Genomic DNA, 15567 nt, shown 5'->3' on the forward strand with positions numbered 1-15567 from the left:
CGCCAGGCCCGTGAGCCCGCGCCTGGGTGCCTGCAAGCGACCGTTCTGGGGTCGGGGGTCCACGGGGGCGCAGGGCCGCCGGGCCCGTGAGCCCGCGGCTTCTGGGGTCGGGGGTCCACGGGGGCGCAGGGCCGCCAGGCCCGTGAGCCCGCGGCTTCTGGGGTCGGGGGTCCACGGGGGCGCAGGGCCGCCAGGCCCGTGAGCCCCCGTGTGTTGGCATACTTCGATCGTGAAACTCATTCAGGCCGAAGCCGTCCTCGAGTCCCTCGCCCGCGTCGACGCACCCGGAGCCGCCCCCGTCCGGGTCGCCCTCGTGCAGCACGCCTGGGTCGACGACCCGGAGGCGCTGCGCGAAACGCTCCGTGACGGCATACGGACGGCTGCCGAGGCGGGAGCCCGCATCGTCTTCCTCCCCGAGCTGACCCTGTCGCGCTACCCCGCGGACACGCTGCCCGAGGGCACGCCGTCCGCGACCGCCGAGGACCTCGACGGCGGGCCGACCATCACCTTCGCCCGGGCGGCTGCCGCCGACTTCGGCGTGCACGTCCACGCCTCGCTCTACGAGCGGGCCGCCGCACCCGACGGCAGCGACGACGGGCTCGGCTTCAACACCGCCGTCATCGTCGCGCCGAGCGGAGAGGTCGTGGCCCGCACCCGCAAGACGCACATCCCCGTGACCGCCGGCTACTACGAGGACAAGTACTTCCGTCCGGGGCCTCCCGACGACGCGTATCCCGTTGTGGCGCTTGACGATCCGTCCGTACGCCTCGGTCTTCCAACGTGCTGGGACGAGTGGTTCCCCGAGGTCGCCCGCCTCTACTCCCTCGGCGGCGCGCAGGTGCTCTGCTACCCGACGGCGATCGGCTCGGAGCCCGACCACCCCGACTTCGACACGCAGCCGCTGTGGCAGCAGGTCATCGTCGGCAACGGCATCGCCAACGGCCTCTTCATGGTCGTGCCCAACCGCTACGGCACCGAAGGGCTGATCACCTTCTACGGCAGCTCCTTCATCTCCGACCCCTACGGCCGCGTCCTCGTGCAGGCGCCGCGCGACGAGGCGGCGGTCCTCGTCGCCGACCTCGACCTCGCGCAGCGCGACGACTGGCTCGAGCTCTTCCCGTTCCTCGCGACCCGGCGCCCCGACTCGTATGCCGCCCTCGCCGAGCCCGTGCGCGACGAGCACCGTCGCGTCGTGGCCGACTGAGACCCGGCGATGAGCGAAGCCGCAGGACAGCCGGGATCCGTCGGCGCAGCCACCTCCGACCGATGGCGTATGCCGTCCGAGACGTCACGCCACGACGCGACGTGGATGGCGTGGCCGAGCCAGGGCTACACCCTCGGCGAGACCCCGGAGGAGGTCGAGCGGGCACGCACGACGTGGGCCGCGGTGGCGGGCGCCGTCGCGGACTTCGAGCCGGTGCGGATGGCCGTCGTCCCGGCCGACCTCGAGGTGGCGGAGCGCTACCTGCGCGGCGACGTCGAGCTCGTGCCGACGGCCCTCGACGACGCGTGGATGCGCGACATCGGTCCGACCTTCGTCGTCTCCGACCAGGGCACACTCGGGGCCGTCGACTGGGTCTTCAACGGCTGGGGTGCCCAGTCCTGGGCATCGTGGGAGCACGACGCCCAGGTCGGCGCCTTCGTCGCCGGCCTCGCCGGCGCCCAGCTCATCGACTCGCCGCTCGTCAACGAGGGCGGCGGCATCCACGTCGACGGTCTCGGAACCGTGCTGCTGACCGAGACCGTCCAGCTCGACCCCGGCCGCAACCCCGGTCTGACCCGGGCCGACGTCGAGGCCGAGCTGGCGCGCACGATCGGCGCGACGGCATACGTCTGGCTGCCTCGCGGGCTCACCCGTGACTACGACGAGTTCGGCACGCGCGGCCACGTCGACATCGTGGCGACGATCCCGAGCCCCGGTGTCGTGCTCCTGCACGAGCAGCAGGACCCGTCACACCCCGACCAGGCGGTCTCCCGCCAGCTGCGCGAGGTGCTCGAGGATGCCCGCGACGCCCGCGGCGAGCGCTTCGAGGTCATCGGCGTCCCGGCGCCGCGCACGCTGACCGACGACGAGGGGCCCGTCGACTGGTCCTACCTCAACCACCTCGTCGTCAACGACGGCGTCATCGCCTGCACCTTCGGCGACGAGCAGGACGAGGCTTCGCTCGCGATCCTGGCCGAGGCCTACCCGGGTCGACGGATCGTCGGCATCGACGCCCGGCCGCTCTTCGACCGCGGCGGCGGCATCCACTGCATCACCCAGCAGCAGCCCGCCCTCTGACGAGCCCCCGGGCAAAATCGAGAGAGCAGTTCGTCGGCTCGGCCGCGAGCGAACTGGCCCGACCAGCCCCCCGACAAATCGAGAGAGCAGTTCGTCGGCTCGGCCGCGAGCGGCCTCCCCGACGAACTGCTCTCTCGATTGCGTGCTGGGGTCTCGATCTGTCTGGTGGGGTGTGGGCGAGCGAGGTGGGTCAGGCCTGCGGCAGGCGCTTGTGGACGTCCTCGCTCATGCGCACGACGGAGATTCCGAACTCGAGGCCGATCCTCACGACCGCGAGCCAGATGATCGCGACGAGCGGGCCGAAGACGAGGGCGATGAGGCCCGACGACACGCTCTGGGTGAACGAGGTGATGACGACGATGACGTACATGACGACCGCCCAGATCGTCGCCAGCACGTAGACGAAGCGGACGATCTTCGGGGTGACGAAGCTGTTGAAGCTGAAGTCGAACAGTGCCGGCAGGAAGCCGGACGACGAGTCGATGATCGCCCCGGCACCCGAGGACACGGCGGAGGAGGCCGCCGACGGCTGGGCGGGCTGCATCGGCGGACCCGAAGGGCTCACCGGCGCGGGAGGCGGCGGGGGAGGGGTGGAGCCGGCGGCGGGCGGTGTGGCACCGGGCCCGGGGCCGAGGGGGTCAGAGCCCGGGGGCGGCGACCCGAACGAGCCCTGCTCCGGGGGGTTCTGGTCGGACATCGTGCGATCTCCTTCTGTGCGGTGGTGGCGCGGGTTCAAGGCCCCGCGGCCGAACAGGCCCAGCGTAGGACCGGGGGGTGCCCGGACCCCGGGTGAACGCGCCGAACGATGGCCGGCTCTTGACGTGGGCTCGAGGAGGGTCCATATTCGTCGCGTTCGCATCGCGAGCTCCCGGTCCGGGGGGCGTGGCAGGTCACGTCGAGGGCATCCGGTCTGTTGAGGCCGGATGAGTGCCTCGGCGACGAACTCCGTCTCTTGACCCGGCTGGACACTCCTGCCCTGTGGGGGTAGGCTAGGCCTTTGCGCTGCCCATGCCCACCTTTCGCGACCCCGGTCCGACTCTCCGTGCCGCTCAACGGCACGACCACCGACCCGGGGACCCGCGAGCGGAGCCATGCGTCAGCGCGGATCTGAAGATTCGAAAAAAGGCCCGTGGAAGGACCCTCCTTGGCTGCCGCGCGTTCTGCGACGAACATGTCCACCGCACAGACCCCTTCGGGACGTCTGTCCTTCGCGAAGATTCGCGAACCCCTCGAGGTCCCTGACCTCCTTGCACTCCAGACGGAGAGCTTCGACTGGCTTCTCGGCAACGAGCGCTGGCAGTCCCGCGTGGCTGCCGCGAAGTCCGAGGGGCGCACCGACGTCCCCGACCGCTCCGGTCTCGAGGAGATCTTCGAGGAGATCTCCCCGATCGAGGACTTCAGCGGCTCCATGTCGCTGTCGTTCCGCGACCACCGCTTCGAGGAGACCCGCAAGACGATCGAGTCGTGCAAGGAGCGCGACCAGACGTACGACGCACCGCTCTTCGTGACCGCCGAGTTCATGAACACCGTCACGGGTGAGATCAAGAGCCAGACGGTCTTCATGGGCGACTTCCCGCTCATGACCGAGCGCGGCACCTTCATCATCAACGGCACCGAGCGTGTCGTCGTCAGCCAGCTCGTCCGCAGCCCGGGCGTCTACTTCGAGCGCACGCCCGACAAGACGTCCGACAAGGACATCTACACGGCCAAGATCATCCCCAGCCGTGGTGCGTGGCTCGAGTTCGAGATCGACAAGCGCGACATGGTCGGCGTCCGCGTCGACCGCAAGCGCAAGCAGTCGGTCACGGTTCTCCTCAAGGCCCTCGGCTGGACCGAGGCGCAGATCCTCGAGGAGTTCGGCGAGTTCGAGTCGATGCGTCTGACGCTCGAGAAGGACCACACGCAGGGCCAGGACGACGCGCTGCTCGACATCTACCGCAAGCTGCGTCCGGGCGAGCCGCCGACCAAGGAGGCCGCGCAGACCCTGCTCGACAACCTCTACTTCAACGGCAAGCGCTACGACCTCGCCAAGGTCGGTCGCTACAAGGTGAACAAGAAGCTCGGCGTCGACGCGCCGATCAGCGACTCGACGCTGTCGGTCGACGACATCGTCAAGACGATCAAGTTCATCGTGACGCTGCACGACGGCCAGGACTCGATGAAGGGCGTCAAGAACGGCAACGAGATCGACGTCCGCGTCGAGGTCGACGACATCGACCACTTCGGCAACCGTCGTCTCCGCTCCGTCGGCGAGCTCATCCAGAACCAGGTCCGCACCGGCCTCTCGCGCATGGAGCGCGTCGTGCGTGAGCGCATGACGACCCAGGACGTCGAGGCCATCACGCCGCAGACCCTGATCAACATCCGCCCCGTGGTGGCGTCGATCAAGGAGTTCTTCGGAACCTCGCAGCTCTCGCAGTTCATGGACCAGAACAACCCGCTCGCGGGTCTGACGCACAAGCGTCGTCTGTCCGCGCTCGGCCCGGGTGGTATCTCCCGTGACCGCGCCCAGATGGAGGTCCGTGACGTCCACCCGTCGCACTACGGCCGCATGTGCCCGATCGAGACCCCGGAAGGCCCGAACATCGGCCTCATCGGCTCGCTCGCGTCCTACGGTCGCATCAACGCGTTCGGCTTCATCGAGACGCCGTACCGCAAGGTCGTGAGCGGTGTCGTCACCGATGACATCGACTACCTGTCCGCCGACGAGGAGGACAAGTACGTCGTCGCCCAGGCGAACGCGCCGATCGACCTCGAGGGCAACTTCACCGAGGAGCGCGTGCTCGTGCGCACCAAGGGCGGAGAGGTCGAGCTCGTCCCCGGTGACGAGGTCGACTACATGGACGTCTCGCCGCGCCAGATGGTGTCGGCCGCGACGGCGATGATCCCGTTCCTCGAGCACGACGACGCCAACCGCGCGCTCATGGGCGCCAACATGCAGCGTCAGGCGGTCCCGCTCGTCAAGAGCGAGGCCCCGCTCGTCGGCACCGGCATGGAGTTCCGTGCGGCCCTCGACTCGGGCGACGTCGTCCGCGCCGAGAAGGCCGGCGTCGTCCAGGAGGTCGCTGCCGACCTCGTGACCGTCGCCAACGACGACGGCACCTACCGCACCTACCCGATCGCGAAGTTCGCGCGCTCCAACCAGGGCACGAGCTACAACCAGGTCGTCGTCGTCAACGAGGGCGACCGCCTCGAGGCCGGCGGCGTCATCGCCGACGGTCCCGCGACCGACGGTGGCGAGATGGCGCTCGGGCGCAACCTGCTCGTCGCGTTCATGTCGTGGGAGGGCCACAACTACGAGGACGCGATCATCCTCAGCCAGCGTCTCGTGCAGGACGACGTGCTCTCCTCGATCCACATCGAGGAGCACGAGGTCGACGCGCGCGACACCAAGCTGGGCCCGGAGGAGATCACGCGGGACATCCCGAACGTCTCCGAGGACGTGCTGGCCGACCTCGACGAGCGCGGCATCATCCGCGTCGGCGCCGAGGTCCGCGACGGCGACCTGCTCGTCGGCAAGGTGACGCCCAAGGGCGAGACCGAGCTGACGCCGGAGGAGCGCCTGCTCCGTGCGATCTTCGGTGAGAAGGCGCGCGAGGTCCGCGACACCTCCCTCAAGGTGCCCCACGGCGAGACCGGCACCGTCATCGGGGTCAAGGAGTTCCGCTCCGACCTCGGCGACGACCTGCCCCCGGGTGTCAACCAGCTCGTGCGTGTCTACGTGGCCAACAAGCGCAAGATCACCGACGGTGACAAGCTCGCCGGCCGCCACGGCAACAAGGGCGTCATCTCCAAGATCCTGCCCGTCGAGGACATGCCGTTCCTCGAGGACGGCACCCCGGTCGACGTCGTGCTCAACCCGCACGGTGTGCCGCGGCGCATGAACCTCGGCCAGATCCTCGAGCTCCACCTCGGCTGGGCAGCCAGCCGCGGCTGGAAGATCGAGGGCAAGCCGGAGTGGGCCGACCAGATCCCGCTCGACGCGCACGAGGCCGCCCCCGGCTCGCGCGTGGCGACGCCGGTCTTCGACGGTGCGTCGGAGGACGTCGTGACGGGTCTGCTCGACTCGACGCTCAAGACGCGCGACGGCGTGCGACTCATCGACGCCTCGGGCAAGACCCGCCTCTTCGACGGCCGCTCCGGCGAGCCGTTCCCGGAGCCGGTCGCGGTGGGCTACATGTACATCCTCAAGCTCCACCACCTCGTCGACGACAAGATCCACGCTCGCTCCACGGGTCCCTACTCGATGATCACCCAGCAGCCGCTCGGCGGTAAGGCCCAGTTCGGTGGCCAGCGCTTCGGTGAGATGGAGGTCTGGGCCCTCGAGGCGTACGGCGCTGCCTACACCCTCCAGGAGCTGCTGACGATCAAGTCCGACGACGTCCCGGGCCGCGTGAAGGTCTACGAGGCGATCGTCAAGGGCGAGAACATCCCGGACTCCGGCATCCCCGAGTCGTTCAAGGTCCTCCTCAAGGAGATGCAGTCGCTGTGTCTCAACGTCGAGGTCCTGAACTCCGAGGGCACGACGATCGAGATGAAGGAATCCGACGAGGAGGTCTTCCGCGCAGCGGAGGAGCTCGGCATCGACCTGAGCCGGCGCGAGCCGTCCAGCGTCGAAGAGGTCTGAGACAGGGCCACCACACGACAGGCGGTGCGTATGCCGTCCGGCCCGCTGGACGGCATACGCCCCCCACGTCAACGAACACCACTCAGACCAAAGACTTAACGAGAGTTACGAGAGAAGGAACCACGTGCTCGACGTCAACTTCTTCGACGAGCTGCGCATCGGCCTCGCCACCGCGGACTCCATCCGCCAGTGGAGCCACGGCGAGGTCAAGAAGCCCGAGACCATCAACTACCGCACCCTCAAGCCGGAGAAGGAGGGCCTCTTCTGCGAGCGCATCTTCGGTCCGACCCGCGACTGGGAGTGCAACTGCGGCAAGTACAAGCGGGTCCGCTTCAAGGGCATCATCTGTGAGCGCTGTGGCGTCGAGGTCACCCGCGCCAAGGTGCGCCGTGAGCGGATGGGCCACATCGAGCTCGCCGCCCCCGTCACCCACATCTGGTACTTCAAGGGTGTTCCGAGCCGCCTCGGCTACCTGCTCGACCTCGCCCCGAAGGACCTCGAGAAGGTCATCTACTTCGCGGCCTACATGATCACGTCCGTCGACGACGAGCAGCGTCACACCGACCTGCCCTCGCTCGAGGCCCAGATCCAGGCCGAGAAGAAGGAGATCGAGAACCGTCGCGACGCCGACGTCGAGGCCCGCGCCCAGACGCTCGAGCGCAACATCGCCGAGCTAGAGGCCGAGGGTGCCAAGGCCGACGCCAAGCGCAAGGTCCGCGACCAGGCCGAGCGCGAGATGAACAACATCCGCAAGCGCGCCGACCAGCAGGTCGAGCGGCTCGAGCAGGTCTGGGACCGCTTCAAGAACCTCAAGGTCCAGGACCTCGAGGGCGACGAGATCCTCTACCGCGAGATGCGTGACCGCTTCGGTCTCTACTTCGAGGGCGGCATGGGCGCCGCGGCGATCCAGAAGCGCCTCGAGTCCTTCGACCTCGACGCCGAGGCCGAGATCCTCCAGGAGATCATCGCCACCGGCAAGGGCCAGAAGAAGACCCGCGCCATCAAGCGGCTCAAGGTCGTCAACGCCTTCCAGACGACGACGAACCACCCGTCGGGCATGGTCCTCGACGCGATCCCGGTCATCCCGCCGGACCTGCGCCCGATGGTGCAGCTCGACGGTGGCCGCTTCGCGACCTCGGACCTCAACGACCTCTACCGTCGCGTCATCAACCGCAACAACCGCCTGAAGCGGCTTCTCGACCTCGGCGCGCCCGAGATCATCGTCAACAACGAGAAGCGCATGCTCCAGGAGGCCGTCGACAGCCTCTTCGACAACGGCCGTCGTGGTCGCCCGGTCACGGGTCCCGGCAACCGTCCGCTCAAGTCGCTCTCCGACATGCTCAAGGGCAAGCAGGGCCGCTTCCGCCAGAACCTGCTCGGCAAGCGCGTCGACTACTCCGGCCGTTCGGTCATCGTCGTCGGCCCGCAGCTGAAGCTGCACCAGTGCGGTCTGCCCAAGCAGATGGCGCTCGAGCTCTTCAAGCCCTTCGTGATGAAGCGCCTCGTCGACCTCGACCACGCGCAGAACATCAAGTCGGCCAAGCGCATGGTCGAGCGTGCCCGTCCGGTCGTCTGGGACGTCCTCGAAGAGGTCATCACCGAGCACCCCGTGCTGCTCAACCGAGCACCGACCCTCCACAGGCTTGGTATTCAGGCGTTCGAGCCGCAGCTCGTCGAGGGCAAGGCCATTCAGATCCACCCGCTCGTCTGCTCGGCCTTCAACGCCGACTTCGACGGTGACCAGATGGCCGTCCACGTGCCGCTGTCGGCAGAGGCGCAGGCCGAGGCCCGCATCCTCATGCTGTCGAGCAACAACATCCTCAAGCCCGCCGACGGTCGTCCCGTGACGATGCCGACGCAGGACATGATCACCGGCATCTACCACCTCACCGACGCCATCGACGGTGGCGGCCTCGGTGCGGGTCGTGCGTTCACGTCGCCGTCGGAGGCTCGCATGGCCTTCGACCGTGGCGAGATCGAGCTCGGCTCGGCGGTCAAGCTGCGCCTGACGGACGCGGTGCCCCCGGCCGGCTTCGAGCTGCCCGAGGGTGTCGAGGCCGGCGAGGACGGCATCGTCAAGAGCATCACGCTCGAGACGACGCTCGGCCGCGCCATCTTCAACGACACGCTGCCGCTCGACTACCCGTTCGAGAACCGCCCGGTCGACCGCAAGCGGCTCTCGGCGATCGTCAACGACCTCGCCGAGCGCTACTCCAAGGTGCAGGTCGCCGCGTCCCTCGACGCCCTGAAGGAGGCCGGTTTCCACTGGTCGACCCGCTCGGGCTGCACCGTCGCGATCTCCGACGTCACGACGCCGGACAACAAGACGGCCATCCTCGAGGGCTACGAGACCAAGGCCGCCAAGGTCCAGACCCAGTACGAGCGCGGTCTCATCACCGACGACGAGCGTCGTCAGGAGCTCGTCGAGATCTGGACCCAGGCGTCCAACCAGGTCGCCAAGGAGATGGAGACCAACTTCCCGCGCACGAACCCCATCTACCGGATGGTGTCCTCGGGTGCTGGTGGTAACTGGTTCCAGATCCGTCAGATCGCCGGCATGCGAGGCCTCATGGCCAACCCGAAGGGCGAGATCATCCCGCGCCCGATCAAGGCGAACTTCCGTGAGGGCCTCACGGTGCTCGAGTTCTTCATCTCGACGCACGGTGCCCGCAAGGGTCTGGCCGACACGGCGCTTCGTACCGCTGACTCGGGCTACCTCACGCGTCGTCTCGTCGACGTGTCGCAGGACGTCATCATCCGTGAGGACGACTGTGGCACCGACCGCGGTCTCAAGCTGCCGATCGCCGAAGTCAACGAGACGACCGGCACCCGGTCGCTCGGCGACGCGGTCGAGGCCTCGGTCTACGCGCGCACGCTGGCCGAGGACGTCGTCGTCGACGGCGAGACGCTCGCCGTCGCGGGCATCGACCTCGGTGACGTCGTCATCGACGCGCTCTTCGCGGCCGGTGTCAACGAGGTGCGCATCCGCTCGGTCCTCACCTGCGACAGCAAGGTCGGCACGTGTGCGGCCTGCTACGGCCGCTCCCTCGCGACCGGCAAGCTCGTCGACATCGGCGAGGCCGTCGGCATCATCGCGGCCCAGTCGATCGGTGAGCCCGGCACGCAGCTGACGATGCGTACCTTCCACACCGGTGGTGCGGCCGCGGCCGACGACATCACCCAGGGTCTGCCACGTGTCGTCGAGCTCTTCGAGGCCCGCACCCCCAAGGGTGTGGCCCCGATCGCCGAGGCCACCGGCCGGATCGAGATCGAGGACACCGACAAGGCGCGTCGCGTCCTGCTCACGCCCGACGACGGCTCCGAGCAGCACGCCTACCCCGTCAGCAAGCGTTCGCGCCTGCTCGTCGGCGACGGTGACCACGTCGAGGTCGGCGACAAGCTGGTCCAGGGCGCGATCGACCCCAAGCAGGTCCTTCGCATCCTCGGCCCGCGTGCCGCCCAGAAGCACCTCGTCGATGAGGTGCAGCGGGTCTACCGCCAGCAGGGTGTGTCGATCCACGACAAGCACATCGAGGTCATCGTGCGGCAGATGCTGCGGCGCGTGACGATCATCGAGGCCGGCGACGCGGACCTCCTCCCGGGCGAGCTCGCCGAGCGCGGCCGCTTCGAGGACGAGAACCGTCGCGTCATGGCCGAGGGTGGCCGTCCGGCCGCTGGTCGTCCCGAGCTCATGGGCATCACCAAGGCCTCGCTGGCCACCGAGTCGTGGCTGTCGGCCGCGTCCTTCCAGGAGACGACCCGCGTGCTCACGCAGGCTGCCATGGAGGCCAAGTCCGACCCGCTGCTCGGCCTCAAGGAGAACGTCATCCTCGGAAAGCTCATCCCTGCCGGCACGGGCCTGCCCCGCTACCGGAACGTCAAGGTCGAGCCCACCGAGGAGGCCAAGGCCGCCATGTACTCGCTGCCGAACTACGACGCGTACGACTACGCGGGCTTCGGCACGGGCTCCGGCGAGGCGATCCGTCTCGACGACGAGGCGCTGGGCCTGGACCAGTTCTGACCGGTCACGGCCCCGCGTGAGCGATGGCCGCTGACCACGCCGTATGCCGCAGGGCCGGCTTCCCGACAGGGGGGCCGGCCCTGCGGCACACCCGCCTCCGGAGGGAGCGGCTGCGGCCGGTGTCGTGATGCCTGCCCGGCGCGCTGTCGCTCCCGACGAGGGCGGCTACGTCAGTGGTACGTTCACGCCACACGACAGGTGCCTGGCCGGGCGGGGTTCGTCTGGGCCGGGGTGATCGGGGGATCATGGATGTGCAGCTCTTCCACACCTTCGACGCGGTGGCCACTCACGGCTCCGTCTCGAAGGCCGCCGCGGCGTTGGGGTACTCCCAGCCGGCGGTGACGCACCAGGTGCAGCGACTCGAGCACCTCCTCCGGGCCCGCCTGTTCGACCGGTGCGCGGGCGGGGTGACGCTGACCTCCGCCGGCGAGCGGCTGCTGCCGCTCGCGCGCACCGTCCTGTCGGTGCTGGGCCAGATGCAGGCGGACATCGAGCCGGATGCGAGCCCAGGCAAGGCGGGGGACTCGGGTGGGCGACGCTCCCCGGATCGCTAGGGTGAGTGCATGACCGAGCCTGCGGCGGACGTGCCCGCCACCTCCGAGACCGACGCAACCGACGCCAGCGACGAGTCGAGCACATCGGCCCCGACCGTGATCATCGTCGTGACCGAGGAGCCCCTCAAGCCCGTCGACGTCGACAAGATCATCGCGCTGCACGAGGAGGAGTCGGCGACCTACCGGGTGCTCGTGCCGGCCGACACCCAGCGCAACATGCTCTCCTCGTTCCTCAACCACCTCAGCCTCTTCGAGATGAAGGAGGCGCTCGACAGCCTGCGCCCCGTCGACCGCGACGAGGCACACGCCGACGCCCAGAGCGCCCTCGACACGACGCTGGCCGAGTTCGCCGCGCACGACGTGCCGGCCACGGGTGAGATCACGGCCGACGACCCGCTGCCGACGCTCGTCGAGGAGGTCGCCCGGCTCGACGCGAGCGAGGTCGTCGTCGTCACCGAGCCCCAGGCGGTCGAGGACACCTTCCACCGCGACTGGGCCTCCAAGGCGCGCGAGAGCCTCGGCCTGCCGGTGCTGCACATGTACGCGGGGGACTGGCGCCTCGGCTGAGGCCCCTGCGCTGACGGATTTGGTCGGCGTGCCGCACCCCGGTACGCTTGAACACTGTGCTTGAGGCGCAGCCCTCTCGCATGCGCGATGACGGCCCCGGTGCCCTGTCCTCCCGGTCTGACCGGACGACATCACTGAGGTCCAGAGCGAACCTCCCGCCGGGCAACCCACCACCAGCTGGTCGCGAGACCATCGCACGCGTGGGGAGTGCAGGGGGGAGCACCGTTCCGACACACCCGACCTCGGGGGTCGTGGGAACGAACAGCCAAGGAGCCGTCCGACCGGACGACTGACAACGAGCAACGTTATGGAGTAACCAGGTTGCCTACCATCAACCAGCTGGTCCGCAAGGGCCGCCAGGACAAGGCCACGAAGGCCAAGACCCCGGCGCTCAAGGGCTCGCCCCAGCGCCGTGGCGTGTGCACCCGCGTGTACACCACCACCCCCAAGAAGCCGAACTCTGCCCTGCGCAAGGTCGCCCGCGTGCGCCTCTCCAGCGGCATCGAGGTCACGGCCTACATCCCCGGCGTCGGCCACAACCTGCAGGAGCACTCGATCGTGCTCGTGCGTGGTGGTCGTGTGAAGGACCTCCCAGGTGTTCGCTACAAGATCGTCCGCGGCACGCTCGACACCCAGGGTGTCAAGAACCGCAAGCAGGCTCGTAGCCGTTACGGCGCGAAGAAGGAGAAGAGCTGATGCCTCGTAAGGGACCCGCTCCGAAGCGCCCGCTCGTCGTCGACCCGGTCTACGCCAGCCCGCTCGTCACGCAGCTCGTCAACAAGATCCTCCTCGACGGCAAGAAGTCCATCGCCGAGATGATCGTCTACGGCGCCCTCGAGGGCGTCCGCGCCAAGACCGGCACCGACCCCGTCGCCACGCTGAAGCGTGCGCTCGACAACGTCAAGCCGGCCATGGAGGTCAAGAGCCGTCGCGTCGGTGGCGCGACCTACCAGGTGCCGATCGAGGTCAAGCCCAACCGCTCGACCACCCTCGCCCTGCGTTGGCTCGTCGGCTACTCGCGTCAGCGTCGTGAGAAGACGATGACCGAGCGCCTCATGAACGAGATCCTCGACGCGAGCAACGGCCTCGGTGCCGCTGTGAAGCGCCGCGAGGACACCCACAAGATGGCCGAGTCCAACAAGGCCTTCGCGCACTACCGCTGGTAACAGCGTTGCCCAGCCGTATGCCGCTGAGCCAGCTCGGCGGCATACGGCTCGGGCCCCGCCCGCCCCGCCACGAACGACCGTGGCGCGCGGGCCCCCTGAGATTTTGACCCCACGACGAATGAGACGAGAAACCTGACGTGGCACTCGACGTTCTGACGGACCTCAACAAGGTCCGCAACATCGGCATCATGGCGCACATCGACGCTGGCAAGACCACGGTGACGGAGCGCATCCTCTTCTACACCGGTGTCAAGCACAAGATCGGTGAGACCCACGACGGTGCGTCGACGACCGACTGGATGGAGCAGGAGAAGGAGCGCGGCATCACGATCACGTCTGCCGCCGTGACCTCCTTCTGGAACAAGAACCAGATCAACATCATCGACACCCCCGGACACGTGGACTTCACGGTCGAGGTCGAGCGCTCGCTGCGCGTCCTCGACGGCGCCGTCGCCGTCTTCGACGGCAAGGAGGGTGTCGAGCCCCAGTCCGAGACGGTGTGGCGCCAGGCCGACAAGTACGACGTGCCGCGCATCTGCTTCGTCAACAAGATGGACAAGCTCGGTGCCGACTTCTACTTCACCGTGCAGACGATCAAGGACCGCCTGGGCGCCGAGCCCCTGGTGATCCAGCTGCCGATCGGTGCCGAGAACGACTTCGTCGGGGTCGTCGACCTGGTCGAGATGCGGGCCCTCGTGTGGCCCGGCGACGCCAAGGGCGACGTCACCATGGGCGCGAAGTACGAGATCGAGGAGATCCCGGCCGACCTCCAGGCGAAGGCCGACGAGTACCACATGGCCCTCGTCGAGCGTGTCGCCGAGGCCGACGACGAGCTCATGGAGAAGTACCTCGGCGGCGAGGAGCTCACCGTGGCCGAGCTGAAGGAGGGCATCCGCAAGCTCACCGTCCGTTCCGAGCTCTACCCGGTTCTCTGTGGCTCCGCGTTCAAGAACCGCGGTGTCCAGCCGATGCTCGACGCCGTCGTCTCCTACCTCCCCTCGCCGCTCGACGTGCCCCCGATGATCGGCCACAAGCCGGGCAACGAGGCGGTCGAGATGACCCGCGCGCCGTCCACGGAGGAGCCGTTCTCGGCCCTCGCCTTCAAGGTCGCCACGCACCCGTTCTTCGGCACGCTCACCTTCATCCGCGTCTACTCGGGCCACATCAGCTCGGGCACGACGGTGATCAACTCGACGAAGGGTCGCAAGGAGCGCATCGGGAAGCTCTTCCAGATGCACGCCAACAAGGAGAACCCGGTCGACGAGGCCCTGGCCGGCCACATCTACGCGGCCATCGGCCTCAAGGACACGACGACCGGCGACACCCTGTCGGACATCAACGAGCAGATCGTGCTCGAGTCCATGACCTTCCCCGACCCCGTCATCCAGGTCGCCATCGAGCCCAAGACGAAGGGCGACCAGGAGAAGCTCGGCACGGCCATCCAGAAGCTCTCCGCCGAGGACCCGACCTTCCAGGTCCACCACGACGAGGACACGGGCCAGACGATCATCGCCGGCATGGGCGAGCTGCACCTCGACATCCTCGTCGACCGCATGAAGCGCGAGTTCAAGGTCGAGGCAAACGTCGGCAAGCCGCAGGTGGCCTACCGCGAGACGATCCGTCGTCCCGTGCTCAAGTACGACTACACGCACAAGAAGCAGACCGGTGGCTCGGGGCAGTTCGCCAAGGTCCAGGTCAGCTTCGAGCCCCTGGGCGAGACCGAGGACGGCTCGATGTACGAGTTCGTCAACGGTGTCACCGGTGGTCGCGTCCCGCGTGAGTACATCCCGTCGGTCGACGCCGGCATCCAGGACGCCATGCAGTACGGCGTGCTCGCCGGCTACCCGCTGGTCGGCATCAAGGCGACCCTCGTCGACGGTGCCTACCACGACGTCGACTCCTCCGAGATGGCGTTCAAGATCGCCGGCTCGATGGTGCTCAAGGAGGCCATCCGCAAGGCGGACCCGGTCCTGCTCGAGCCGATGATGGCCGTCGAGGTGCGTACGCCCGAGGAGTACATGGGCGACGTCATCGGTGACATCAACTCCCGCCGTGGCCAGATCCAGGCCATGGAGGACATCAGCGGTGCCAAGGTCGTCAAGGGCCTCGTCCCGCTGTCGGAGATGTTCGGGTACGTCGGTGACCTGCGGTCGAAGACCCAGGGTCGTGCCAACTACTCGATGGAGTTCGACTCCTATGCAGAGGTCCCCAAGGCTGTCGCCGAGGAGATCATCAAGAAGACCCGGGGAGAGTGACCACGGTCTGCCGCACTCCGGCTATCCCGTAGTCTCTACTCCGGAATCACCCACAGCGCCACGTCCTGCCCTGGTCGTTAGGCGTCACACATAAAG

General features: G+C 68.2%; 10 protein-coding genes. 9 read left to right on the plus strand and 1 reads right to left on the minus strand.

The window, feature by feature from the left end:
• The first annotated feature begins 229 nt into the window (after nucleotides 1-229).
• Together FHX52_RS16640 and FHX52_RS16645 are read left to right on the plus strand one after the other, a co-directional pair.
• The gene (locus tag FHX52_RS16640) at nucleotides 230-1204 is read left to right on the plus strand and encodes a nitrilase-related carbon-nitrogen hydrolase (RefSeq protein WP_141823417.1); all 975 of its coding nucleotides are present in this window, start codon (nucleotides 230-232) and stop codon (nucleotides 1202-1204) included.
• 9 nt (nucleotides 1205-1213) lie between these two features.
• Nucleotides 1214-2281: an agmatine deiminase family protein gene (locus tag FHX52_RS16645; protein ID WP_141823418.1), complete on the plus strand. Its 1068-nt coding sequence runs from the start codon at nucleotides 1214-1216 to the stop codon at nucleotides 2279-2281.
• Nucleotides 2282-2471: 190 nt separating this feature from the next.
• Here FHX52_RS16645 and FHX52_RS23950 read toward each other — a convergent pair whose 3' ends face one another.
• Entirely contained in the window at nucleotides 2472-2978 is a 507-nt protein-coding gene (locus FHX52_RS23950) for a DUF4282 domain-containing protein (RefSeq protein WP_185747335.1), read from the minus strand.
• Nucleotides 2979-3425: 447 nt separating this feature from the next.
• On the opposite strand from FHX52_RS23950, the gene rpoB reads away from it, so the two are divergent.
• The 7 genes from rpoB (at nucleotide 3426) to fusA (ending at nucleotide 15471) form a co-directional block, all read left to right on the plus strand.
• A complete protein-coding gene (rpoB, locus tag FHX52_RS16655) occupies nucleotides 3426-6908 on the plus strand; it encodes a DNA-directed RNA polymerase subunit beta (RefSeq protein ID WP_141823420.1) in 3483 nt (1160 codons plus the stop codon).
• A gap of 124 nt (nucleotides 6909-7032) precedes the next feature.
• Nucleotides 7033-10929: a DNA-directed RNA polymerase subunit beta' gene (locus FHX52_RS16660; protein ID WP_141823421.1), complete on the plus strand. Its 3897-nt coding sequence runs from the start codon at nucleotides 7033-7035 to the stop codon at nucleotides 10927-10929.
• A gap of 245 nt (nucleotides 10930-11174) precedes the next feature.
• Complete coding sequence (locus tag FHX52_RS16665; RefSeq protein WP_141823422.1) at nucleotides 11175-11483, plus strand: LysR family transcriptional regulator; 309 nt, start codon at nucleotides 11175-11177, stop codon at nucleotides 11481-11483.
• Nucleotides 11484-11492: 9 nt separating this feature from the next.
• On the plus strand, nucleotides 11493-12050 hold the full coding sequence (locus tag FHX52_RS16670; RefSeq protein WP_141823423.1) for a hypothetical protein: 558 nt from the start codon (nucleotides 11493-11495) through the stop codon (nucleotides 12048-12050).
• Between the two features lie 321 nt (nucleotides 12051-12371).
• Nucleotides 12372-12746 carry a 30S ribosomal protein S12 gene (rpsL, locus tag FHX52_RS16675; RefSeq protein WP_141823424.1) on the plus strand — a complete coding sequence of 125 codons (375 nt, stop codon included), beginning with the start codon at nucleotides 12372-12374 and terminating at the stop codon, nucleotides 12744-12746.
• Nucleotides 12746-13216 (plus strand): 30S ribosomal protein S7, encoded by a 471-nt coding sequence (gene rpsG / locus FHX52_RS16680; RefSeq protein WP_141823425.1) that lies wholly within the window; start codon nucleotides 12746-12748, stop codon nucleotides 13214-13216. The genes rpsL and rpsG overlap by 1 nt, the downstream gene beginning before the upstream one ends.
• Before the next feature lie 137 nt (nucleotides 13217-13353).
• Nucleotides 13354-15471, plus strand: a complete 2118-nt coding sequence (fusA, locus tag FHX52_RS16685; RefSeq protein WP_141823426.1) for an elongation factor G — start codon at nucleotides 13354-13356, stop codon at nucleotides 15469-15471.
• Nucleotides 15472-15567: the final 96 nt, after the last annotated feature.

The organism is Humibacillus xanthopallidus (assembly GCF_006717145.1).
In the GTDB taxonomy this organism is placed as follows: domain Bacteria; phylum Actinomycetota; class Actinomycetes; order Actinomycetales; family Dermatophilaceae; genus Humibacillus; species Humibacillus xanthopallidus.